At 61.2% G+C, this 22,688-nt stretch carries 24 protein-coding genes; 5 read left to right on the top strand and 19 right to left on the bottom strand.

The window, feature by feature from the left end; genetic code table 11:
• Positions 1–89 precede the first annotated feature (89 nt).
• The 9 genes from KVQ82_RS28465 to ubiE form a co-directional block, all read right to left on the bottom strand.
• Positions 90–797: a 16S rRNA (uracil(1498)-N(3))-methyltransferase gene (locus tag KVQ82_RS28465; RefSeq protein WP_222017121.1), complete on the bottom strand. Its 708-nt coding sequence runs from the start codon at positions 795–797 to the stop codon at positions 90–92.
• Complete coding sequence (tatC, locus tag KVQ82_RS28460; RefSeq protein ID WP_041071516.1) at positions 794–1,585, bottom strand: twin-arginine translocase subunit TatC; 792 nt, start codon at positions 1,583–1,585, stop codon at positions 794–796. Before tatC ends, KVQ82_RS28465 begins: the two co-directional genes overlap by 4 nt.
• Positions 1,582–2,055, bottom strand: a complete 474-nt coding sequence (tatB, locus tag KVQ82_RS28455; protein ID WP_222017119.1) for a Sec-independent protein translocase protein TatB — start codon at positions 2,053–2,055, stop codon at positions 1,582–1,584. Before tatB ends, tatC begins: the two co-directional genes overlap by 4 nt.
• 10 nt (positions 2,056–2,065) lie before the next feature.
• On the bottom strand, positions 2,066–2,347 hold the full coding sequence (locus tag KVQ82_RS28450; protein WP_003220847.1) for a twin-arginine translocase TatA/TatE family subunit: 282 nt from the start codon (positions 2,345–2,347) through the stop codon (positions 2,066–2,068).
• A gap of 25 nt (positions 2,348–2,372) precedes the next feature.
• The gene (locus tag KVQ82_RS28445) at positions 2,373–2,705 is read right to left on the bottom strand and encodes a phosphoribosyl-ATP diphosphatase (protein WP_007909355.1); all 333 of its coding nucleotides are present in this window, start codon (positions 2,703–2,705) and stop codon (positions 2,373–2,375) included.
• Positions 2,698–3,099 (bottom strand): phosphoribosyl-AMP cyclohydrolase, encoded by a 402-nt coding sequence (gene hisI, locus KVQ82_RS28440; RefSeq protein WP_007909357.1) that lies wholly within the window; start codon positions 3,097–3,099, stop codon positions 2,698–2,700. Before hisI ends, KVQ82_RS28445 begins: the two co-directional genes overlap by 8 nt.
• 80 nt (positions 3,100–3,179) lie before the next feature.
• Positions 3,180–4,784 (bottom strand): ubiquinone biosynthesis regulatory protein kinase UbiB, encoded by a 1,605-nt coding sequence (ubiB, locus tag KVQ82_RS28435; protein WP_041071521.1) that lies wholly within the window; start codon positions 4,782–4,784, stop codon positions 3,180–3,182.
• Positions 4,781–5,404 carry an SCP2 domain-containing protein gene (locus tag KVQ82_RS28430; RefSeq protein ID WP_086793910.1) on the bottom strand — a complete coding sequence of 208 codons (624 nt, stop codon included), beginning with the start codon at positions 5,402–5,404 and terminating at the stop codon, positions 4,781–4,783. The genes ubiB and KVQ82_RS28430 overlap by 4 nt, the downstream gene beginning before the upstream one ends.
• Positions 5,404–6,174: a bifunctional demethylmenaquinone methyltransferase/2-methoxy-6-polyprenyl-1,4-benzoquinol methylase UbiE gene (gene ubiE / locus KVQ82_RS28425; protein WP_007961779.1), complete on the bottom strand. Its 771-nt coding sequence runs from the start codon at positions 6,172–6,174 to the stop codon at positions 5,404–5,406. The genes KVQ82_RS28430 and ubiE overlap by 1 nt, the downstream gene beginning before the upstream one ends.
• A gap of 154 nt (positions 6,175–6,328) precedes the next feature.
• Between ubiE and KVQ82_RS28420 the strand changes: the two genes are divergently transcribed.
• The 3 genes from KVQ82_RS28420 to KVQ82_RS28410 all read left to right on the top strand — a co-directional run bounded on the left by KVQ82_RS28420 (position 6,329) and on the right by KVQ82_RS28410 (position 8,199).
• Positions 6,329–6,604: a polyhydroxyalkanoic acid system family protein gene (locus KVQ82_RS28420; RefSeq protein ID WP_003220859.1), complete on the top strand. Its 276-nt coding sequence runs from the start codon at positions 6,329–6,331 to the stop codon at positions 6,602–6,604.
• Positions 6,605–6,854: 250 nt separating this feature from the next.
• A complete protein-coding gene (locus KVQ82_RS28415; RefSeq protein ID WP_041074948.1) occupies positions 6,855–7,277 on the top strand; it encodes a phasin family protein in 423 nt (140 codons plus the stop codon).
• 10 nt (positions 7,278–7,287) lie between these two features.
• The gene (locus tag KVQ82_RS28410; RefSeq protein WP_098966799.1) at positions 7,288–8,199 is read left to right on the top strand and encodes a phasin family protein; all 912 of its coding nucleotides are present in this window, start codon (positions 7,288–7,290) and stop codon (positions 8,197–8,199) included.
• 164 nt (positions 8,200–8,363) lie between these two features.
• Here KVQ82_RS28410 and KVQ82_RS28405 read toward each other — a convergent pair whose 3' ends face one another.
• The 10 genes from KVQ82_RS28405 to KVQ82_RS28360 form a co-directional block, all read right to left on the bottom strand.
• Complete coding sequence (locus KVQ82_RS28405; protein ID WP_222017116.1) at positions 8,364–8,981, bottom strand: TetR/AcrR family transcriptional regulator; 618 nt, start codon at positions 8,979–8,981, stop codon at positions 8,364–8,366.
• 30 nt (positions 8,982–9,011) lie between these two features.
• A complete protein-coding gene (gene phaC, locus KVQ82_RS28400; protein ID WP_222017114.1) occupies positions 9,012–10,694 on the bottom strand; it encodes a class II poly(R)-hydroxyalkanoic acid synthase in 1,683 nt (560 codons plus the stop codon).
• Positions 10,695–10,833: 139 nt separating this feature from the next.
• Positions 10,834–11,688, bottom strand: coding sequence for a poly(3-hydroxyalkanoate) depolymerase (gene phaZ / locus KVQ82_RS28395; RefSeq protein WP_041074940.1), 855 nt, complete (start codon positions 11,686–11,688; stop codon positions 10,834–10,836).
• 140 nt (positions 11,689–11,828) lie between these two features.
• Complete coding sequence (phaC, locus tag KVQ82_RS28390; RefSeq protein ID WP_041074938.1) at positions 11,829–13,508, bottom strand: class II poly(R)-hydroxyalkanoic acid synthase; 1,680 nt, start codon at positions 13,506–13,508, stop codon at positions 11,829–11,831.
• 257 nt (positions 13,509–13,765) lie between these two features.
• On the bottom strand, positions 13,766–14,143 hold the full coding sequence (locus KVQ82_RS28385; protein ID WP_086793902.1) for a gamma-butyrobetaine hydroxylase-like domain-containing protein: 378 nt from the start codon (positions 14,141–14,143) through the stop codon (positions 13,766–13,768).
• Between the two features lie 119 nt (positions 14,144–14,262).
• Entirely contained in the window at positions 14,263–15,600 is a 1,338-nt protein-coding gene (hslU, locus tag KVQ82_RS28380; protein ID WP_222017112.1) for an ATP-dependent protease ATPase subunit HslU, read from the bottom strand.
• Between the two features lie 55 nt (positions 15,601–15,655).
• Positions 15,656–16,186: an ATP-dependent protease subunit HslV gene (gene hslV / locus KVQ82_RS28375; RefSeq protein ID WP_007968352.1), complete on the bottom strand. Its 531-nt coding sequence runs from the start codon at positions 16,184–16,186 to the stop codon at positions 15,656–15,658.
• 288 nt (positions 16,187–16,474) lie between these two features.
• Positions 16,475–17,182, bottom strand: a complete 708-nt coding sequence (locus KVQ82_RS28370) for an SPOR domain-containing protein (protein WP_041074932.1) — start codon at positions 17,180–17,182, stop codon at positions 16,475–16,477.
• Position 17,183: 1 nt separating this feature from the next.
• Positions 17,184–18,920: an arginine--tRNA ligase gene (gene argS / locus KVQ82_RS28365; RefSeq protein ID WP_174377218.1), complete on the bottom strand. Its 1,737-nt coding sequence runs from the start codon at positions 18,918–18,920 to the stop codon at positions 17,184–17,186.
• A 214-nt stretch (positions 18,921–19,134) separates the two neighbouring features.
• Entirely contained in the window at positions 19,135–21,354 is a 2,220-nt protein-coding gene (locus KVQ82_RS28360) for a primosomal protein N' (protein ID WP_222017110.1), read from the bottom strand.
• Between the two features lie 287 nt (positions 21,355–21,641).
• Here KVQ82_RS28360 and rpmE point away from each other — a divergent pair, with 287 nt between their 5' ends.
• The gene (gene rpmE / locus KVQ82_RS28355; protein ID WP_041074926.1) at positions 21,642–21,857 is read left to right on the top strand and encodes a 50S ribosomal protein L31; all 216 of its coding nucleotides are present in this window, start codon (positions 21,642–21,644) and stop codon (positions 21,855–21,857) included.
• 41 nt (positions 21,858–21,898) lie between these two features.
• Complete coding sequence (locus KVQ82_RS28350; protein ID WP_222017107.1) at positions 21,899–22,681, top strand: thermonuclease family protein; 783 nt, start codon at positions 21,899–21,901, stop codon at positions 22,679–22,681.
• The last annotated feature ends 7 nt before the right edge of the window (positions 22,682–22,688 follow it).

The raw sequence follows: 22,688 nt of genomic DNA, 5'->3' as shown, positions 1-22,688 counted from the left end.
TGCAACGAGGCTGCGATCTTTTGATCTTGCTGTTAAAAAACAAGATCGAAAAATCGCAGCCTGCGGCAGCTCCTACAGGGAGAGGTGTGTCAGAACAGGCGGGCGAGGAGGGCGGTGACGGCGGTTTCGACGCGCAGGATGCGCTCGCCCAGTTGCACCGGTTGCAGGCCAGACTTGGCAAGCAAGTCGATCTCGTAAGGAATCCAGCCACCTTCGGGGCCGATCGCCAGCGTTACCTGTTCGCTCAACGCGCGCGGGCACGGCGGATAATTGCCGGGATGGCCGACCAGGCCGAGGGTGCCTTCGGTTATCGCAGGCAGTCGATCTTCGACGAACGGCTTGAAGCGCTTCTCGATGATGATGTCCGGCAGCACGGTATCGCGGGCCTGTTCGAGGCCGAGGATCAAATTCTCGCGAATCGCTTCCGGCTCCAGAAACGGCGTCTGCCAGAAGCTCTTCTCGACGCGATAGCTGTTGACCAGAATCACCTTCGACACGCCCATGGTCGCCACGGTCTGGAACACCCGACGCAACATCTTCGGCCGCGGCAGGGCCAGTACCAGCGTCAGCGGCAGCTTGGCCGGTGGCGGTTGATCGAGGCTGACGCGCAACTCGGCTTCGCCAGCCTCAAGGCGCAACAGTTCAGCCGAACCCATCAGCCCATTGATGCGCCCGACACGCAGGCTGTCGCCGACTTCGGATCGATGCACTTCCTGCATATGCGTCAGCCGCCGGTCGCGCAGCACGACGCGGTCGGCCGCGATGAAGTCGGCCTCTTCGAGCAACAGCAGGTTCATGCCTGGGTCGCTGGCGGCTGGTCGTTGTGATCGTCAGCCGGCGTTTCGTCCGGGCGTTCGCGTTTGCTGACCAGGTTGCCAAACAGAATGCCGATTTCAAACAGCATCCACATCGGCACGGCCAGCAGGGTCTGCGAGAAGATGTCCGGCGGCGTGAGAATCATGCCGACCACGAAGCAGCCGATGATCACGTACGGACGGATCTTCTTCAGGTATTTGACGTCGACCACGCCGATCCACACCAGCAGCACCACGGCCACCGGGATTTCGAACGCGACGCCAAAGGCGAAGAACAGCGTCATCACGAAGTCGAGGTAGCTGGTGATGTCGGTCATCATTTCCACGCCGGCCGGGGTGGCCGCGGCGAAGAACTTGAAGATCAGCGGGAACACGAAGTAATAGGCGAACGCCATGCCGGTGTAGAACAGCAGGATGCTCGACACCAGCAGCGGCACGGCGACGCGCTTCTCATGCTTGTACAGGCCCGGCGCGATGAAACCCCAGATCTGGTGCAGGATCACCGGAATCGCGAGGAACAGCGAGACCATCATCGTCAGCTTCAGCGGCGTGAGGAACGGTGACGACACATCCGTGGCGATCATCGTCGCACCGGCCGGCAGGTACTGGCGCAGCGGCGTCGAGACGAAGGTGTAGATCTGCTGGGTGAACGCGAACAACCCGGCGAAGATGATGAACACCGCCGCCACACAACGCAGCAGACGGGTGCGCAACTCGGTGAGGTGCGATACCAGCGGCATGTGCTGGTCGTTTTCGGGGAGATCGCTCATGGGGCTCGCGGCGGTAAAGTGGTGTCGTGAGGCGCAGGTGTGATCGGCGCGGCGGTTGGAGATACGTGTTCAACCGAGGTTTCTGTAGCAGCCTGCACGGGGGCTGGCGGCGCTGCAGCGGCGGCAGGTGCAGGTGTCGGAGCTGTTACAGCTGGCGCGGCTGGCGCGGCTGGCGCATGAATCGTCTGCTCACCCACATGCTCAACCGGGGTCGGCTCCTGCTGAACCGGCGTGAAAATCTTCCGCGCCTCCTGCTCCAGCGACAGAATGTGTTCGTTGTGCAGTTGCCGACGGATCTCGTCGGCACCGATTTCACGTTCAACTTCCTGTTTGATCGCGTTGAAGCTGCGCTTCAGCCGCCCGACCCACAGGCCGGCGGTGCGCGCAGCGCCCGGCAGACGCTCGGGGCCCAGCACCAGCAGGGCGACGAGGCCGACGAGCAGCAGTTCAGAGAAGCTGATACCAAACATTAGTCAGTGCTCACACGTCTTTGCGGATCGGCTCTTCGACTTTCTGCGCCTGCACGTCGATGGTGTGCGGCGGGTTGGCCTGAGCGGTGGCCTGCGGCTGCACCGGTGGAACGGGCTGCGCAGGCGTTACAGTCGGATCGGCGGCCGGTTTTTCGTCATCGTTCATGGCTTTACGGAAGCCCTTGATCGACTCACCGACATCGGTGCCGAGGTTTTTCAGTTTCTTGGTGCCGAACACCAGCACCACGACTACCAGAATGACGATCCAGTGTTTCCAGTCAAAAATGCCCATGTTGCTGTTCCTCTCTAAAAATTGTTCAGGCGGACGGACGCGAGGCTTTCTCGACGTGTCCGGAAAGACCGAAGCGGCGATCCAGTTCATCCAGCACGGCCTGCGGATGCTGCCCCAACTGGGCGAGCATGACCATGCTGTGGAACCACAGGTCGGCAGTCTCGTAGATCACATCGCTGCAGTCACCGCTGATGGCGGCGTCCTTGGCGGCAATAATGGTTTCGACCGACTCTTCGCCGACTTTCTCCAGAATCTTGTTCAGGCCCTTGTGATACAGACTAGCTACATATGAGCTGTCGGCCGCTGCGCCTTTGCGCTCTTCAAGCACTTCGGCCAGGCGGGTCAGGGTGTCACTCATGTTTGTGTCCTGCGGAGTAGATTGCATGCGGGTCTTTCAGAACCGGGTCGACCGTTTTCCAGTCGCCGTTTTCGAAGACGCGGTAAAAGCAGCTTTGACGGCCGGTATGGCAAGCGATGTCGCCAATCTGTTCGACCATCAGGATGATCACGTCGGCGTCACAGTCCAGGCGCATTTCATGCAGGGTCTGTACGTGGCCGGACTCTTCGCCCTTGCGCCACAACTTGCCACGGGAACGTGACCAGTAGATTGCACGGTTTTCCGCGGCGGTCAGTTCCAGCGCTTCGCGGTTCATCCAGGCCATCATCAGCACGCGTCCGGTCTTGTGATCCTGGGCAATCGCTGGCACCAGGCCATCGGCGTCCCACTTGATCTCGTCCAGCCAGTTTTTCATCTTCGACTCCGACAGCGAACCCGCACTTCAATAGTCGGGTTCAGGCGTTGAAACAGTGTGCCAGCCGATCAGCGAACTGGCTATCGGCGAACGACCAGATACAAGCCGACGGCCACCATGATGCCCGCCGGCCAATGCCCCAGTTCGTGCAGCGGGCCGCCGGCGGCGAGGATGGTACCGCCCGCCAGGTGCGCACTGCCGAGCAGGCGCAGGAACCAGTCGTCCTTGCGTTTGTGCCACGGTGGCGGCGGGTCGTAGGCGTGCGGTTGGGACATGCGTTCGAGCAGATCACGGGCCATGTTGGCCAAGTGCGGCAGCTGTTCGAACTGGCTCTGCACGTTGCCGATCAAGGCTTTCGGGCTGACGCGCTCGCGCATCCAGCGTTCGAGAAACGGTTGTGCGGTGTTCCACAGATCCAGATCCGGGTACAACTGACGGCCGAGGCCCTCGATGTTCAGCAAGGTCTTTTGTAGCAGCACCAGCTGCGGCTGCACTTCCATGTTGAAGCGCCGCGCGGTCTGGAACAGGCGCATAAGCACCTGGCCAAATGAAATATCTTTTAACGGTTTTTCGAAGATCGGCTCGCACACGGTACGGATCGCCGCCTCGAATTCGTTGAGTTTGGTTTCCGCCGGCACCCAGCCCGAATCGATGTGCAATTGCGCGACGCGGCGGTAGTCGCGCTTGAAGAAGGCGAACAGGTTGCGCGCCAGGTAGTCCTGGTCTTCCGGGGTCAGGCTGCCGACGATGCCGCAGTCGATCGCGATGTACTGCGGGCTCCACGGGTTGACGGTGCTGACGAAGATGTTGCCCGGGTGCATGTCGGCGTGGAAGAAACTGTCGCGGAACACCTGGGTGAAGAAGATCTCCACGCCGCGCTCGGCGAGCATTTTCATGTCGGTGCGCTGGTCGGCGAGGGTCGCCAGATCCGTTACCTGAATCCCGTAGATGCGCTCCATCACCAGCACTTTCGGCCGGCACCAGTCCCAATAGACTTGCGGCACGTAGAGCAGCGGCGAGCCTTCGAAGTTGCGCTTGAGCTGGCTGGCATTCGCCGCCTCGCGCAGCAGGTCGAGTTCGTCGTAGATGGTTTTTTCGTAATCCTGCACCACGTCCACCGGGTGCAGCAGGCGGGCATCGGCGGAGATCTTTTCGGCGGCGCGGGCGAGGATGAACAGCCACGCCAGGTCTTGGGCAATCACCGGTTTCAGGCCTGGGCGGATCACCTTGACCACCACTTCTTCGCCGGTTTTCAGCTGTGCAGCATGTACCTGCGCTACCGAGGCCGAGGCCAGCGGTTCGACGTCAAAACGGCTGAATACGTCGCTGATTTTCTTGCCCAGTTGCTCTTCGATCAGCTTGATCGACAGCTGCGAATCGAACGGCGGCACACGGTCCTGCAGCAGCATCAGCTCATCGGCGATGTCTTCCGGCAGCAGGTCGCGGCGGGTCGAAAGAATCTGCCCGAACTTGATGAAGATCGGCCCCAGATCCTGCAGCGCCAGACGCAGGCGCGCGCCACGGTTCAGCTCCAGCGGTTTGCGCGGGAACCAGCGCCACGGCAGCACGTAGCGCAGCGCCAGGAGAAACCAGGGCAACGGCAGCTCGAACAGCAGGTCATCGAGGCGGTAGCGGATCACGACGCGCTGGATGCGCAACAGACGGCGGACGGCAAGCAGCTTCATGCGTTATCGCTTGGGTCGAGGGATCGGGAAAGGCGCTCGAAACGCGCCTCGAGACGTTCCAGATCAAGTTTGATCCGGTCCAGTTCGCTGAACCGCGCTTCGGCTTCGCGCTGGCCGACGAGGGTGCGCGATTCTTCGGCGAGGTATTCGGCGAGGTTCTGGTTGAGGCTGGCAAATCCTTGTTGATACCAGCGCGCGCGGCTGCGCAGATGGCCACCGACCAATTGCGTGGCGACCGGGCCGAGCCAGCGCGAGAGTTCGTACTCCCAGTCCAGCTCGAGGTCCTGCAACACGCCGGCCAGTTCCAGCAACACACCGCTGTCACCGTCGAGCTCTACTTCCGGGGCGTGCAGCACCGCGGTCTTGTCTTTGCTCACGGCCAGTTTCACCAGGCTGGAAGCGGGTGCGCGCAGGGTGCAGTCGACGCCGGTTTCCCAGTGTGAAGCGAGCATCAGGCCCTCATCGCTGGGCAGGATGAACAGTTGCAGCGCCGGGCTGCGGCAATCCACGGCAATCACTTTGCCAGTCAGATGCGCCAGCCGCGGCAGCGCCGTGCTGTCGAGACGCAGCACCCGGTTGAGGCCGAGTTCGACGCTGGCGAGCAGCCCGGTGAGCAACATCAGGGCTTGATGCCGCGGTGCAGGGCGACGATGCCTGCAGTCATGTTGTGATAGGTCACGCGGTCGAAACCGGCGTCGACCATCATCGACTTCAGGGTTTCCTGATTCGGGTGCATGCGGATCGATTCGGCCAGGTAGCGATAGCTTTCCGAGTCGTTGGTGATCAGCTTGCCCATCAGTGGCATGAAGGCGAACGAGTAGGCGTCGTAGGCTTTCGACATCAGCGCGTTGGTCGGCTTGGAGAACTCCAGCACCAGCAGGCGGCCACCGGGCTTGAGCACGCGCAGCATCGAACGCAGGGCGTCTTCTTTATGCGTCACGTTGCGCAGGCCGAAGGCGATGGTCACGCAGTCGAAGTGGTTATCCGGGAATGGCAGCTTTTCCGCATCGGCCTGGACGAATTCGACGTTGCCCGACACACCCAGATCCAGCAGGCGGTCACGACCGACCTTGAGCATCGATTCGTTGATGTCGGCCAGTACCACCTGACCGGTCGGGCCAACCAGGTGCGAGAATTTCTTGGTCAGGTCACCGGTGCCGCCGGCGATGTCGAGCACGCGGTTGCCTGCACGCACACCGGACAGTTCGATCGCGAAACGCTTCCACAGACGGTGCATGCCGCCCGACAGAAGGTCGTTCATCAGGTCGTACTTCGCGGCTACCGAGTGGAACACCTCAGCGACTTTTTCCGCTTTCTGGCTTTCCGGAACGTTTTTGAAGCCGAAGTGAGTGGTGGGTTCGGCATCGCTGCCTTTGCGCTGATCAGTCATATCGCTGTCACCAAAAGAGAATGCGCGACATTCTAATCCCCAAGCCATGCTTTGTCTTGGAATGGCTAAAGGTAAGATGGGCAACCTTCGGGACGATTTGCCGCAGACGCGGTCAAGATTTACCGACACCCATTCATCAAGCAGGAGTCATTCAATGGCCAAAATCAGTGTTGAGCGTGCCCACAGCCTGGGCAAGGAAGCCGCCCGCGAGAAGGCCGACAAGCTGGCGCAGAAACTCTCCGATCAATATGGCCTGGAACCGCAGTGGTCGGGCGACACTCTCAACCTCAAGCGCTCGGGCGTGAAAGGCGCGGTGCATGTGGCTGACGATTCGATCCGTGTCGATGTGGAGCTGGGCATCATGATGTCGGCCATGAGCGGCATGATCAAAGCCGAGATCGAGAAGGCGCTGGATAAAGCGCTGGTCTGATCGCGATTTTTCTCAATCCCGAATCCCTGTGGGAGCGGGCTTGCCCGCGATGGCGTTGGGTCAGATAACGAAAATTCTGGATGTGCCGGCCTCATCGCGGGCAAGCCCGCTCCCACAAGGGTTCGTGTTTGTCCTGCAGACTGTTTATGTCAGTTGTTAGGGTGCCGTTTCTAATTTTTCTCCCTACTTTGTGCCTGAGCCCGACACATCTGCGGGCAGTTCCTCAAACCTTCTGCGCGTGAGGTGCACCATGGCCAAAGTCATTCTGAAGAAAAAAATCGACGCTTCGACTTCTGCTCTGAGCGACGTCAAATCCTATGCCCGCAAGATCTGGCTGGCGGGCCTGGGTGCCTACGCCAAGGTCGGCCAAGAGGGCAGCGACTACTTTCAGGAGTTGATCAAGGCTGGTCAAACTGTTGAAAAGAAAGGCAAAAAAGCCGTCACCGAAAAACTTGAAGCCGCCAACGCCGAGATCGATGAAGCCAAGGGTGAAGTCAGCTCGTTCAAAGGTCGTGTCGAAGTTCAGCTCGACAAGGTCGAGAAGGCGTTCGACTCCCGTGTGGCAAGCGCCTTGAATCGTATCGGCATTCCGTCTAAACATGACGTTGAGACACTCTCTGCTAAGCTCGATGAGCTGACGGCATTGCTCGAACGCGTCGCGCGTAAATCTTAAGGAGAACGGGATGGCTGGTAAAAAGAACACCGATAAAGAAGGCAGCTCGTGGATTGGGAAAGTCGAAGACTACTCCCGCAAAATCTGGCTGGCTGGTTTAGGCGTGTACTCGAAGATCGACACTGACGGCAGCAAGCTCTTCGAGTCACTGGTCAAAGACGGCGAGAAAGCCGAGAAGCTCACCAAGTCTGCAGTCGGCAAGAAAGTCGATGCCGCCAAGGACTCCGCTTCGTCGGCCAAGTCGCGCATCAGCGGCGTGAAAGATCGTGCACTGGGCAAGTGGGACGAGCTGGAAGGGGCTTTCGACAAGCGCCTGAACAGCGCGATTTCGCGCCTGGGTGTACCAAGCCGCAATGAAGTCAAAGCGCTGCACAGCAAGGTTGAAACCCTGACCAAGCAGATCGAGAAACTCACCGGTCTGAAGACCCAGCCGGTCGCGGCGAAAACTGCAGCGGCCAAACCGGCAGCCAAAACCGCCGCCAAGCCACTGGCTAAAGCGGCTGCGAAACCAGCTGCCAAAGCTGCGGCCAAGCCAGCGGCAAAAACCGCTGCCGCCAAGCCTGCTGCTAAAACGGCCGCTGCCAAACCAGCCGCCAAGGCTGCCGCGAAACCGGTTGCTGCCAAAGCGGCTGCGAAACCTGCGGCCAAGTCCGCGGCCAAACCAGCCGCCAAGCCAGCAGCGAAAACCGCTGCCGCGAAACCGGCTGCCAAACCTGCGGCCAAACCGGCTGCGGCGAAAAAACCGGCAGTGAAAAAACCGGCCGCGCCGAAGGCCGCTGCTCCGAAGCCAGCTGCACCCGCAGCAGCCAAGCCAGCCACCCCGGCAACCCCGGCCAGCGCGTCGAACTCCGCCGCTGCACCGACTCCGGCAGCCACCCCGACTGCTGCATCGACCCCGTCGACGCCAACCAGTCAGTCCTGATTTTTCAGGGCAAAACAAAACGCCCGGCCTGTGAAGGTCGGGCGTTTTTTTGAAGATCAAAAGATCGCAGCCTGCGGCAGCTCCTACAGAATCGTTGCCAAAGCGAAAAATGGGTGGCGAACATGGTCAATGTAGGAGCTGCCGCAGGCTGCGATCTTTTGACGTTAATGATCTTCGAGATACTGCAGGGCCATCCGTTCAGTAGCGACTTTCACCGGCGGCAGCAGATGCGGCGCCACCAGCATCATGATCTGGTACACCACCAGCCTGACCTCACCCTCGCGATCGAGTATCCGTTGATAGTCCAGCGAGAACAGCAGGGTCATGGTGATCTGCTCCACCAGTTGCCCCAATGCCTGGGTATCACTGACCAACTGCCCTGCCGCTTTCAACCGCGCCAGCAATGATGCCAGGGTGCGCTTGAGCGCATTGAGCAGATGACGAATGCCTTTGGCCAGTTTCGGCAGCCGCCCGGCAAGGTTCGACAGGTCCTGGAACAGAAACCGGTATTGCGCCAGGCGCTCGACGATCAAGTGCAGAAACAGCCAGTAATCCTCCGGCGCCAGCTCGACGTCCGACGGTGGGTCGAGCAGTGGCGTCAGTTCATTCTGGAAACGCTCGAACAGGCCGAGAATCAGCGGCTCCTTGCCGTGGAAGTGGTAGTAGAGGTTGCCGGGGCTGATCCCCATTTCGTTGGCAACTTCCATGGTGGAGACATTGGGCTCACCCTTTTCGTTGAACAGTTGCAGGGCACATTCGAGAATCCGGTCGCGGGTTTTCATCCAGTCTTCTTAGAAAAGTTCGGTTAAGCGTCAGCGCACATGCACGTAGGTGCCGGGTGCTGCCTCCATCGGTGGATAGTTCGGGTTGCCGAGCGTGAACGTGGTTTCGCGCTGGGCGCCGGAGCGTTGCTGAATCCACTCCAGCCACTGTGGCCACCAGCTGCCGTCGACGCGTTTGGCGTCGTAGTACCAGGCGCGTGGATCGCTGCTGAGCTTGCCGTTCTCGACGTAGTTGGCTTTCGGGTTGCTCGGCGGGTTGAGGATGCTTTGCACGTGGCCACTGTTGGACAGCACGAAGCGCCGCTCCCCGCCAAGCAACAGGGTCGAGCGGTACACCGCGTCCCACGGCGTGATGTGGTCATTCATGCCGGCCACGCTGAAGCTGTCGACGGTGACTTTCTGCAGGTCGATCGGCGTGCCACAGACTTCCAGCCCGCCCGGATGGGTCAGCGGGTTGTGCTTGAAGAAGTCCAGCAGGTCGCCGTGAAACGCGGCGGGCAGGCGGGTGTTGTCGTTGTTCCAGTAGAGGATGTCGAACGCGGGCGGCTCTTTGCCGAGCAGGTAGTTATTGACGAAGTAGCTCCAGATCAAATCGTTGGGCCGCATCCAGGCAAACACCTTGGCCATGTCGCGTCCGTCGAGCACGCCTTTCTGATAGGAGCGGCGCTTGGCGGCTTCGAGGGTTTGTTCATCGGCGAACAGCGTGGCCGGGGTTTCAATCTGACTGTCGAGCAGGCTGACCAGATAGGTCGCGCTGGAGACACGTCGCAGCTGCCGCTTGGCTTGCAAATGCCCCTGCAGGGCGGCAATGGTCAGGCCACCGGCGCAGGCGCCCATCAGGTTGACGTCGCGGGCGCCGGTGATCGCCCGGCAGATGTTCATCGCTTCTTCCACTGCTTCGACGTAGGTCGACAAGCCCCATTCGCGATGGCGCACGTCTGGATTGCGCCAACTGATCATGAACGTCTGCAGGCCATTTTTCAGCGCGTACTGGACGAAGCTGTTCTGCGGGCTGAGGTCGAAAATGTAGTACTTGTTGATTTGCGGCGGCACCACCAGCAGCGGCTTGGCGTATTGCTTTTCGCTCATCGACTTGTACTGGATCAGTTCAAACATCTCGTTGCGAAACACCACGGCGCCAGAGGTGGTGGCGACGGTCTTGCCGACCTCGAATGCCTGTTTGGTGACCTGGCGCGGCAGGCCGTCGTTGTGCAGCAGGTCATCGAACAGATGACTCAGACCGCGCACCAGACTTTGCCCGCCGGAGTTGAACAGCTCCTTGACTGCCAGCGGGTTGAGCAGCGTATTCGACGGTGCCACCGCGTCGTTGAGCAAGGTGAAGGCGAAGTGCGCGCGGGCGCGATCGTCATCGCTCATGTTGCTTTCATCAATCCAGCTCTTGACCTGTTTTTGCCAGGCCAGATAGGCCTGCAGGCTGCGCCGGTAGAACGGATTGAGGCTCCATGCCGGATCAGCGAAGCGGCTGTCGTTCGGGTTGGTCGGGTGCAGGGTTTCGCCGAGCAGCACGCGACCGAGTTGGCCACCGAGTTTCAAGGCGTGCTTCGCGCTGTGAATCGGGTTGCGCAGACCGTGGGCGGCGACGCTGCGCAAGGTCGAGATCAGGTCCCGGCCGCGCAGGCCGGTGATCGCACTTTGTGCGTTGATGAACACGGCGGGGCTGGGCACAACGCCCGTCGCTGGTTTGTCGCGCATGACTCAACACTCCTTCGTCTTCAGGTCAAAAACAAACTCACCGAACCAGAACACCATAGTCGCTGTTACGGGTTGCTGCCCGCGCGGCGTCCTGCCGCGCACTTTGTTCAAAACCCTGCATAAAGCCTGCCGCCGTGATTCAGCCGCCCAGCGGGGTCGGATGCGGATGCATCACGGCGCGCTGGCGTTCCTCCTCAAGGAATTTCATGATGATCGGCGCCACGGCTTCGGCGCGGGTGATCAGGAACAGATGGCCGTCGTCGATGATGTGCAGTTGGGCGTTGGGAATCCGCCAGGCAAGCATGCGCATGTTGATCAGCGGGATCAGCGGATCGTCGTCGCCGGCCAGTACCAGCGTCGGCTGATGGATCTTGTGCAGCCAGTGAATGCTGGTCCAGCCCAGGCCGGCGAACAGCTGCCAGTAGTAGCCGAGCTTGCCCGCCGAACGCACCTTGGCGGCATGGCTGGCGGCCAGCGTCGGGTCGCGGCGGAACGAGCCGCCGTAGATCAGCGGGGCGATACGGATCACGTGCGATGGCTGAATGTAGCGCCGCGGACTGGCCATCATCCACAGCACTTTCGGTTTGCCCGGCACCATCACCGCACCGGCGGCGGTCGCTGCCAGCACCAGTTTCTTGCAGCGCTCGGGGTAGTCGTGAGCAAACTGTTGCGCCAGCGCGCCGCCCCAGGACACGCCGATGACGTTGACCTGGCCGTAATCGAGGTAGTCGAGCATCCGCGCGGTCAGCTTCGCCAGCCCGGGAAAGCGATACGGCCGGTTGGGCGTCGACGAGCCGCCGACACCGGGCACGTCGAAGGCGATCACTTCCAGATCCGGGTCCAGCGCCGCGACAAATGGAAACACCAGCTCCAGGTTGGCGCCGATGCCGTTGAAAATCAGCAAGGGCGTCAAATGAGGCTTGCCGGGGCGTACCGCGGTGCGGAGGGTCTGCCCATCCAGATCGACGGTACGAAAAATGAACGGTTGCGGCATGCTTCAGGCCCTGTGGATTAATTCATCCCCGCTCCCTCTGTAGGAGCTGCCGAAGGCTGCGATCTTTTGACTTTGATTCTGAAAACAAGATCAAAGGATCGCAGCCTTCGGCAGCTCCTACAGGGAGGGCGAGGTGTCAGTTACCGCTCATGTACGTAAGTGCCCGGCGATGCCTCGCCAGCCGGATACGCCTTGTTGCCCAGTTTCAGTGGTGCTTTTTTCAGATTGCCCGAGCGCTCGGCCTGCCACGCCTGCCAGTACAGCCACCAGGAATCGGTGTGCTTGGTCGAGTTCTCTTGCCAGTCATCGGCATTGGCGGCCATGCCTTCGCTGGTCATGTAACGCGATTTCGGGTTGCCCGGCGGGTTCAGAATGCTCTGGATATGCCCGCTGCTCGACAGCACGAACTCGACCTTGCCACCAAACAGCTGCGCCGACTTGTAGCAGGACTTCCACGGGGTGATGTGGTCGTTGGTGCCGGCCAGCGAGAAAATGTCGGCGGTGACCTGCTTGAGGTCGATTGGCGTACCGCACACTTCCAGTGCATTGGGGCGAATCAGTGGGTTGTTTTTGAACATCTCGATCAGGTCGCCGTGAAACGCGGCCGGCAACCGGGTGGTGTCGTTGTTCCAGAACAGGATGTCGAACACCGGCGGCTCGTTGCCGAGCAGGTAGTTGTTGACCCAGTAGTTCCAGATCAGGTCGTTGGGGCGCATCCACGCGAAGACCTTGGCCATGTCTTTGCCTTCGAGCACACCGGCCTGATAGGAGTGGCGCTTGGCGGTCTCGAGGGTCTGCTCGTCGACGAACAGGGCGACGTCGCTGTCCAGCGTGGTGTCGAGCACGCTGACCAGCAGCGTGAGGGCGTTGACCTTGTTCTCGCCGATCGCGGCGTAGTGGCCGAGCAGGGCGGTGCAGGTAATGCCGCCGGAGCAGGCGCCGAGCATGTTTACGTCTTTGCTGCCGGTGATGGCGGTGACCACGTCGACGGCTTCCTTGAGCGCATCGATGTAAGTCGACAGGCCCCACTCGCGCTGGGCCTTGGTCGGGTTGCGCCAGCTGACGATGAAAGTCTGCACGTTATTACGCAGGCAGAAACGCGCCAGACTCTTGTCCGGGCTCAGGTCGAATACGTAGAACTTGTTGATCTGTGGCGGTACCACGAGCAGCGGGCGCTCGTGGACTTGCTCGGTGATCGGCTTGTACTGGATCAGCTCCAGCACGTCGTTGCGAAACACCACCGCGCCTTCGGTCACGCCCAGGCTCTTGCCGACCTCGAACGCGCCCATGTTGACCTGGCTCGGCATGCCGCCGTTGTGCACCAGATCCTTGGCCAGATGCGAGAGGCCATCGAGCAGGCTTTTGCCGCCGGTCTCGAAGAAGCGTTTGACCGCCGCCGGGTTGGCGGCGGTATTGGTCGGGGCCATGGCTTCGGTCATCAGGTTGATCACGAAGTGGCCGCGCGCGATGTCTTTGGGCGACAGGCTGCTGTCGTCGATCCAGGAATGGAGCTCCTTGCGCCACGCCAGGTAAGTTTGCAGATAACGTTTGTAGAGCGGGTTCTGACTCCACGCCGGATCAACGAAGCGACGGTCATCGCTGGCCGGTTGCAGTTCGGATTTGCCGAACAGCACGTTCTTCAGTTCGAGGCCGAAATGGGTGACGTGCTTGACACTATGGATAGGTTGTTTGATGGCCTGGGTCAGCACCATTCGAGCAGAGGCCAGCAGATCCTTTCCGCGTAGCCCAACGACGGGATTAAGCCCCAGGGTGTTTTCCGAGGCTTGGTACTTCAGGTCATCGTTATTCTTGTTACTCATCTACGACGCTCCATTGTCCTGAGACGAGTACCCGGTTTCGGCTGTGCAGTTCCACAGCCAATGCCAGGTACTACTGCTCGGGTGACCGTTAATTCTGCATAGCTGCTTTACAGTTCATAGAGCACTGCAGGGAACTTGCCAGCTCCATTGGTTACCCGAGTTTAATTTTTTTCGCAAGCAGCCGATCCTCGACCGCCAGGCGCAGCATTCAAACAGATGAATTTAGAAAATGCCCTCTAAAGAGCAAGAGTCTCGGACTAGAGCATCAGCTTGACAATCGACTGGTCCGGATCGCGGGTTTTTCCGGCGGCTTTGAGCTCGGCCAGATAATCGGCCCAGAGTGCGTCATAACGTCGCCCCAGCTCGTAGAGGTAATCCCAGGTGAACAAGCCGCTGTCGTGACCGTCGTCGAAGGTCAGTTTCAGTGCGTAGTGACCGGCCGGTTCCAGGCCGCTGAGGCCGACATTGAGCTTGCCGAATTGCAGGATCGGTTTGCCGTGGCCCTGGACCTCGGCGGAAGGGGAGTGCACGCGCAGAAATTCCGCGGGCAGGGTGTACTCCTCGCCGGACGCGTACTTGAGCGTCAGGGTTTTCGAGGCTTTGTGCAGTTTGATGTCGGTGGGGATCGTGGTCATTGCAGGTCATCCGACTGTGATGAACCCCTGTAGGAGCTGCCGCAGGCTGCGATCTTTTGATTTTGCTTTTCAAGATCAAAAGATCGCAGCCTGCGGCAGCTCCTACAGGGAAGAGTGACCTACAGGATATAACGGGACAGGTCTTCGTTCTGCGCCAATTCGCCCAGATGGCTGTTGACGTACGCAGCGTCGATCAGGATCGGCTTGTCGTCATGCGCGCTGGCCAGGTCGCCGGCACTGAACGACACCTCTTCCAGCAGACGCTCGAGCAGCGTGTGCAGGCGACGGGCACCGATGTTCTCGGTCTTCTCGTTGACCTGCCAGGCGATCTCCGCCAGACGCTTGATGCCTTCCGGCTGGAACTGGATGTTCAGGCCTTCAGTCTTCAGCAGCGCGCAGTATTGCTCGGTGAGCGATGCGTGCGGCTCGCTGAGGATGCGCTCGAAGTCTTCCGGGCTCAGCGCCTTGAGTTCGACACGGATCGGCAGACGCCCTTGCAGCTCAGGCACCAGATCGCTCGGCTTGCTCAGGTGGAACGCACCGGAGGCGATGAACAGGATGTGGTCGGTTTTGACCATGCCCAGCTTGGTGTTGACGGTGCAGCCTTCGATCAGCGGCAGCAGGTCGCGCTGTACGCCTTCACGGGAGACATCGGCGCCGCCGACATTGCCGCGCTTGGCGACCTTGTCGATTTCGTCGATGAACACGATGCCGTGTTGCTCGACCGCTTCCAGCGCCTTGGCCTTCAGCTCTTCTTCGTTGACCAGACGCCCGGCCTCTTCGTCGCGCACCAGTTTCAGCGCTTCTTTGACCTTGAGCTTGCGGGCTTTCTTCTTGCCCTTGCCCATGTTGGCGAACAGGTTCTGCAACTGGCTGGTCATCTCTTCCATGCCAGGTGGCGTAGCGATTTCGATGCCGGCCACTTCGGCGACTTCGATCTCGATTTCCTTGTCGTCCAGCTGGCCTTCACGCAGGCGCTTGCGGAACAGCTGACGGGTGTTGGAATCGCTGCTCGGGTTTTCTTCGTTACTGAAGCCCATGCGTGCCGGTGGCAGCAGTGCGTCGAGGATACGATCCTCGGCAGCGTCTTCGGCGCGGTGACGCACGCGGGTCATTTCCTGCTCGCGGAGCATCTTGATTGCGGCATCGGCCAGATCACGGATGATCGATTCGACGTCACGCCCAACATAGCCGACTTCGGTGAATTTGGTCGCTTCGACCTTGATGAACGGCGCGTTGGCCAGCTTCGCCAGACGACGGGCGATTTCGGTTTTACCGACACCGGTCGGACCGATCATCAGAATGTTTTTCGGGGTCACTTCAACGCGCAGCTCTTCAGGCAACTGCATGCGGCGCCAGCGGTTGCGTAGGGCAATCGCGACGGCGCGCTTGGCATCGTCCTGGCCGATGATATGGCGGTTGAGTTCGTGGACGATTTCGCGGGGAGTCATGGACATAGTAATTGACGGTCCTCAAGCAGAAACAAGCCGTGGCACTTAGGCCGCGTCAGGCTTATTCAGCGAGATCCTGCTCCTCAATGGTCTGAGTGTGGTTGGTGAATACACAGATGTCGCCGGCGATACCGAGGGCGGTTTCGACGATCTCACGGGCCGACAGGTCGGTCTTTTTCAGCAGCGCGCTGGCCGCAGCTTGTGCGTAGGCGCCGCCGGAACCCATGGCGATCAGGCCATCTTCAGGTTCGACCACGTCACCGTTGCCGGTGATGATCAGCGAGGCGTCCTTGTTGGCGACCGCGAGCATGGCTTCGAGGCGGCTCAGGGAGCGGTCGGTGCGCCATTCTTTGGCGAGTTCGACAGCGGCGCGGATCAGATGGCCCTGATGTTTCTCGAGCTGGCCTTCAAAACGTTCGAACAGGGTGAAGGCGTCGGCGGTGGCACCGGCGAAACCGGCGATGACCTGACCGTGGTACAGGCGACGAACTTTCTTCGCGTTGCCTTTCATCACGGTATTGCCGAGAGAAACCTGGCCGTCGCCGCCCATGACGACTTTGCCGTGGCGGCGGACTGAAACGATGGTGGTCAAGGGAAGAGTCTCCACGCAGCGGGGCGAAAATGCCTTATGCCCATTCATATGGGGGTGCTGGAAAGGATTTCAACCACAGCGCGGGAGAGGGGACGAGCGGTGATGGAGGGGGATGTAAATCCCTGTGGCGAGGGAGCTTGCTCCCGCTCGGCTGCGCAGCAGTCGTAAAACCTGCAACCCCGGTCTGTCTGATGCACCGGATTCACAGGGTTTGGGGGCGCTTCGCACCCCAGCGGGAGCAAGCTCCCTCGCCACAAAGTCCGCCGAACGATTACGTTCGGCGAGTGGTCAGCGGCTCTGGCGTTGTTGTAACAACAGGTTGCTGAAACCGCTGCCCGCCAGTTGTTTCTGTGCGGTGGTCAGCTGTTCGCGGTTGCTGAACGGGCCGACGAGTACGCGGTACCAGGTTTCATCCTTCACCGTGCCCGACTCAACCGAAACAGCCTGGCCCAGCAAAATGATCTGCGCCCGCACCTTGTCCGCGTCCGCTTCTTTGCGGAACGAACCGGCCTGGAGGAAGAACTTGGTCACCGGCGCCGCTTTCGCCACAGGTGGCGCTGGCGGCGGGGTAATCCCCGACAGCGCAGCCTGCGCCCGAGCGGTATCGATCTTCGCCGCTTCCGCCGGGGTGACCGGCGTGGTCGGCACTTGCGGCGTCGGCAGGGTTTTCTCCGGCACGGCGTCCGGCGGCACGATCACTTCCGATTCCGGCAGCAGGGTGTAGAAGTCGTACTTCGGCTTCACCGGTTGCGTCGGGCTCGGCGGGGTCTTGTTGGCCTCGGCGATCTTCGACGCTTTCTGCTGCTGCGCCTGCTCGACTTTCTCGCGCTTGACCGTGTCGCTGCCCTTGCCCGGCTCCAGTTTCATCAGAAACACAATGAACGCACCGACCGTCAGGCCGATGGCCATCCACAGCCAGCCCGGAATCGGTTGCTTTGCAGGAGCTTGGTAACGGCTGGCGCCACGCTTGGGTGCAGGTTTTTTCTTGGCAGCCAACTTACATGCGCTCCAGAGTTTCCAGGCCCAGCAGTTCCAGGCCTTGCTTGAGAGTACGACCGGTCAGCGCGGCCAGACGCAGACGGCTCTGCATCTGGGCCGGCGTCTCGGCGGCGAGGATCGGGCAGTTCTCGTAGAAGCTGGAGAACAGACCGGCGACGTCATACAGGTAAGTGCAGAGGATGTGCGGCGTGCCTTTTTCCGCGACGTTGTTCAGCACTTCGCCGAACTGCGCCAGTTTCGCTGCCAGCTCTTGTTCGTGCTCGGCTTCGAGAGCGATCTGGCCGTCGACTTCGCTGAAGTCCTTGCCCAGTTTGCGGAACACGCCAGCCACGCGAGTGTAGGCGTACAGCAGATACGGCGCGGTGTTGCCTTCGAAATTCAGCATCAGGTCGAAGTTGAAGCTGTAGTCGCTGGTGCGGTGCTTGGACAGGTCGGCGTATTTCACCGCGCCGATGCCGACGACCTTGGCGATGTTGCGCAGTTCGTCTTCGGCCAGCTCCGGGTTCTTTTCTTTCACCAGGTTGTAGGCACGTTCCTGCGCTTCGGTCAGCAGGTCGATCAGCTTCACGGTGCCCCCATCACGGGTCTTGAACGGACGGCCATCGGCGCCGTTCATGGTGCCGAAGCCCATGTGCTCCATTTCCATCGGATGGGTCACGAAACCGGCCTTGCGCGCCACGGCGAACACTTGCTGGAAGTGCAGGGCCTGACGCTGGTCGACGAAGTACAGCGCGCGGTCGGCTTTCAGTTTGCCAGAACGGTAGCGCACGGCTGCCAGGTCAGTGGTGGCGTACAGGTAACCGCCATCGGCCTTGACGATGATTACCGGCAGCGGATCGCCGTCGGCGTTCTTGAACTCATCGAGGAACACGCACTGGGCGCCGTTGCTTTCGACCAGCATGCCCGCGGCTTTCAGGTCGTTGACCACGTTGATCAGGTCGTCGTTGTAGGCGCTTTCGCCCATCACGTCGGCCATGGTCAGTTTGACGTTGAGCAGTTCGTAGATCTTCTGGCAGTGCGACAGCGAGATGTCCTTGAACTTGGTCCAAAGCGCCAGGCACTCGGCATCGCCGGCCTGCAGCTTGACCACCAGGCCACGGGCACGGTCGGCGAACTCTTCGGATTCGTCGAAACGCTGTTTGGCGGCGCGGTAGAAGTTTTCCAGATCGGACAGCTCGTCGCTGGTGATCGGGTTTTCCTGCAAGTAAGCCATCAACATGCCGAACTGGGTGCCCCAGTCGCCCACGTGGTTCTGGCGGATCACCTCGTCGCCGAGGAACTCGAGAACACGGGCCACGCCGTCGCCGATGATCGTCGAGCGCAGGTGGCCGACGTGCATCTCTTTGGCCAGGTTCGGTGCCGACAGGTCGACCACAGTGCGCTGCACCGGGCCGGCCTTGCGCACGCCAACGTGAGCATCGGCCAGCGCGGCGTCGAGGCGCGAGGCGAGGGCCTGGGTGTTCTGGAAGAAGTTGATGAAGCCGGGGCCGGCGATTTCGGCCTTGGTGACGTTGTCGTCGGCCGGCAGCGCAGCAATGATTTTCTCCGCCAGATCGCGCGGCTTCATGCCCGCAGGCTTGGCCAGCATCATGGCGATGTTGCTGGCGAAGTCGCCGTGGGTCTTGTCACGGGCGTTCTCCACCTGAATCGCCGGCGACAGGCCTTCAGGCAACACACCTTCGTTGACGAGTTGGGTGAGGGCTTGTTGGATCAGCTGGCGAATGGTGTCTTTCATGGTCTTCTCTTTCGACCGCAAGCGCGGCGGCGCATCGATGCGCGGGTGGAAAAACTGGGCATTATCCGTTGCGAAGACGGGCTTGCCAACCTTAGCAGGCAGGATGTGGATATGTGGTGACATTAAAAGCAAAAGATCGCAGCCTGCGGCAGCTCCTACAGGGGAACACGCTCGATTCTGTAGGAGCTGCCGCAGGCTGCGATCTTTTGATCTGCTAGTACAAATCCACCGGATCGACATCCAGCGACCAGCGCACCGCCCGCCCGCTCGGCATCTGCTCTAATTCCAGCAACCAGCTGGCGAGCAACCGATGCAGCGGTGCCCGCGCTGCCGCCTGCACCAACAGCTGCGCCCGATAGCGACCGGCGCGGCGCTCCATCGGCGCCGGCACCGGCCCGAGCAGTTCGATGCCGGTCAGATTCTGCTCGACCAGCAAGCGTTCGGCCGCGCTGCATGCCTCATCGAGGAAACTTTCGGCCTGCCCCGGTTTGTGCGCTTCGGCACGTAACAGGGCCAAGTGTGAAAACGGCGGCAGGCCGGCGGCGCGGCGCTCGCTCAGCGCCTGTTCGGCAAAGGCGAAGTAGCCCTGCTCGGTCAATTGCACCAATAAAGGATGGTCGGCCAGGTGGGTCTGGATGATCACCTTGCCCGGCTCTTCCGCCCGACCGGCGCGCCCGGCCACCTGCACGATCAACTGCGCCATACGCTCGCTGGCGCGGAAGTCGCCGGAGAACAGCCCGCCGTCGGCATCCAGAATCGACACCAGCGTAACTCGGGGGAAGTGATGCCCCTTGGCCAACATTTGCGTGCCGACCAGAATGCACGGCTGTCCCTTCTGAATCGTCGCGAACAACTGATTCATCGCGTCCTTGCGCGAGGTGCTGTCGCGGTCGACGCGCAGCACCGGGTAATCCGGGAACAGAATCGCCAGGCGTTCTTCGGCGCGTTCGGTGCCGGCGCCCACCGGGCGCAGATCAACTTTATTGCACTTGGGGCATTGGCGCGGCGTGCGCTCGACGTTGCCACAGTGGTGGCAGCGCAGTTCGCCGTAGCGCTGGTGCACGGTCATTCGCGCGTCGCAGCGCGAGCACTCGGACATCCAGCCGCAATCGTGGCACAGCAGCGTCGGCGCAAAGCCGCGCCGGTTGAGGAACACCAGCACCTGCTGGCCGGCGGCGAGGGTCTGGCCGATGGCTTGTTGCATCGGCCCGGAAATGCCGCTGTCCAGCGGACGGCTTTTCACGTCCAGCCGCAGGAAACGTGGTTGCCTGGCGCCGCCGGCCCGCTCGTTGAGGCGCAGCAGGCCATAACGACCGGTGTAGGCGTTGTGCAGGCTTTCCAGTGAAGGCGTGGCGGAGCCGAGGACGATCGGGATGTTTTCCTGTCGCGCGCGCACCAGTGCCAGATCCCGGGCGTGATAGCGCAGGCCTTCCTGCTGTTTATAGGAGCCGTCGTGTTCTTCGTCGATGATGATCAGCCCCGGGTTCTTCATCGGGGTGAACAGCGCCGAGCGGGTGCCGATAATAATGTCGGCCTCGCCGTCGCGGGCAGCGAGCCAGGCGTCGAGGCGCTCGCGGTCGTTGACCGCCGAATGCAGCAGGGCGATGCGTGCGTTGAAGCGCTGCTCGAAACGCGCCAGGGTCTGCGGGCCGAGATTGATTTCGGGAATCAGCACTAGCGCCTGCTTGCCGGCTTCGAGGGTTTCGCGGATCAGTTGCAAATAGACTTCGGTCTTGCCGCTGCCGGTGACGCCCGCCAGCAGAAACGCGTGATAACTGTCGAACCCGGCGCGGATCGCCTCGTAAGCGGCGCGTTGTTCGGTGTTGAGTGGCAACTCCGACTGGGCCAGCCAGTGCTCATGGCGCACGCCGGGCGCATGCCGGCGGATTTCAACCTGCACCAGACCCTTGGCCAGCAGCAGGTCGAGGCTGTCTTTGCTCAGCATCAGCTTGCTCAATAACAGATGAGCCACACCGTGCGGGTGCTGTGCCAGCGTCGCCAGCGCTTCCCGTTGCCGTGGCGCACGGGCGATGCGCGGATCATCAAGGCTGGCGCCGGGCGCGACAGACCAGAAGCGCTCCTGACGGGCCTCCGCCAGTTCGCCCTGACGCAGCAGCACCGGCAGTGCCCAGCTCAAGGTGTCGCCGAGGCTGTGCTGGTAATACTGCGACGTCCACAGGCACAGCTTGAACAGTGCGGGCGGCAGCGGCGGTTCGACATCGAGCAGGGCCAGCGCTGGTTTGAGCTTCTCCAGCGGCACGTCGCTGGTGTCGGTGATCTCGACCAGAATCCCGATCAACTCCCGCCGCCCGAACGGCACCCGCAGACGCATACCCGGTTGCAACTGGGCACGCTGCACCCCGGCCGGGGCCCGATAGTCGAACAGGCGGCGCAGGGGCGAAGGCAGGGCGAGGCGCAGAATGGCGTCGGGCACGCGGGGGGATCTCGATCAACACAAAAGGAGGCTTGGCGCAGATCAACTGTGGGAGCGAGCTTGCTCGCGAACGCGGTGTGTCAGGCACGAAGTCATCAACTGGCACAACGCATTCGCGAGCAAGCTCGCTCCCACAGGGGAGTGCGTTCAAGCCCGGGAGCCTAGCAGACGGTCGGTCTCAGGGACAGCTTGCGCGATTGACATTGTCTGGTAGAATCCGCGGCCTAATTACGTGCGGTATTCAACAATAGTGTTGGGTGGCGGCACGCTAGCCTGAGGAATACACCATGAAAGCTGATATCCACCCGGATTACCCAGTAGTTGCGGTTACCTGCAGCTGCGGCAACAAGTTCGAAACCCGTTCGACCTTCGGCAAAGCCCTGGCGATCGACGTTTGCAACGAGTGCCACCCGTTCTACACCGGTAAGCAGAAGACTCTGGACACCGGTGGTCGCGTTCAGAAGTTCGCCGACCGTTTCGGTGCCTTCGGCGCCAAGAAGTAAGATTGGTCATCCTGGAAAGCCTCTACGGTTTTTCAAGGCTGATGAAAAAGGCGTCCCTTGTGGGCGCCTTTTTTGTGTCCGCGATTTGGCTGTCCGGCGCCCAGGCGTTTTGCCCGGCGCCGGGCGGCCTGAGCAGCGTTGCGGTACAGCGCGTGGTCGACGGCGACACCCTGCGCCTGAGCGATGGACGCAGCGTGCGGATGATCGGTCTCAACACCCCGGAGCTGGGCAAGCAGGGCCGCAGTGATGAGCCCTTCGCCGTGGCCGCGCGCAAGCGCCTTGAAGCTTTGGTGGCGGACAGCGGCGGTCGGGTCGGTTTGCTGCCGGGCAAACAGGCCCAAGACCATTACGGTCGCACCCTCGCGCATGTCTACAGTTCAAGCGGCGCCAATCTTGAAGCGCAAATGCTTGCCGACGGCCTGGGTTTTCAAGTGGCGGTGGCACCGAATGTCGATCTGGTTGCCTGTCAGCAAGCCGCCGAACAGCGTGCACGACTCGCTGGGCGCGGGGTCTGGCGCCAGTCGCCTGTGCTGAAAGCGGAGCAGATCCGCGCTTCGGGGTTCGCCGTGGTCAGTGGGCGTGTGAGCAAGGTTCAGCGCAATCGTGGCGGAATCTGGATCGAGTTGCAGGGCTCGGTTGTACTGCGCGTTGCGCCCAATCTGCTCGGACAATTCGACAATTCCCGGTTGCAGTCGCTCAAAGGCAGGCAGGTCGAGGCTCGCGGCTGGGTCGTTGACCGTTCGCGGCGTGGTGGGTTGAAACCGGATCAGCCGCGTTGGCTACTGCCATTGACCGATCCGTCGATGCTGCAAAGTACGCGCTGAAGAAAAA

Source organism: Pseudomonas sp. AO-1 (assembly GCF_019775695.1).
Lineage (GTDB): Bacteria > Pseudomonadota > Gammaproteobacteria > Pseudomonadales > Pseudomonadaceae > Aquipseudomonas > Aquipseudomonas parakoreensis.
This window is presented reverse-complemented; position numbering and strand designations above follow the sequence as displayed.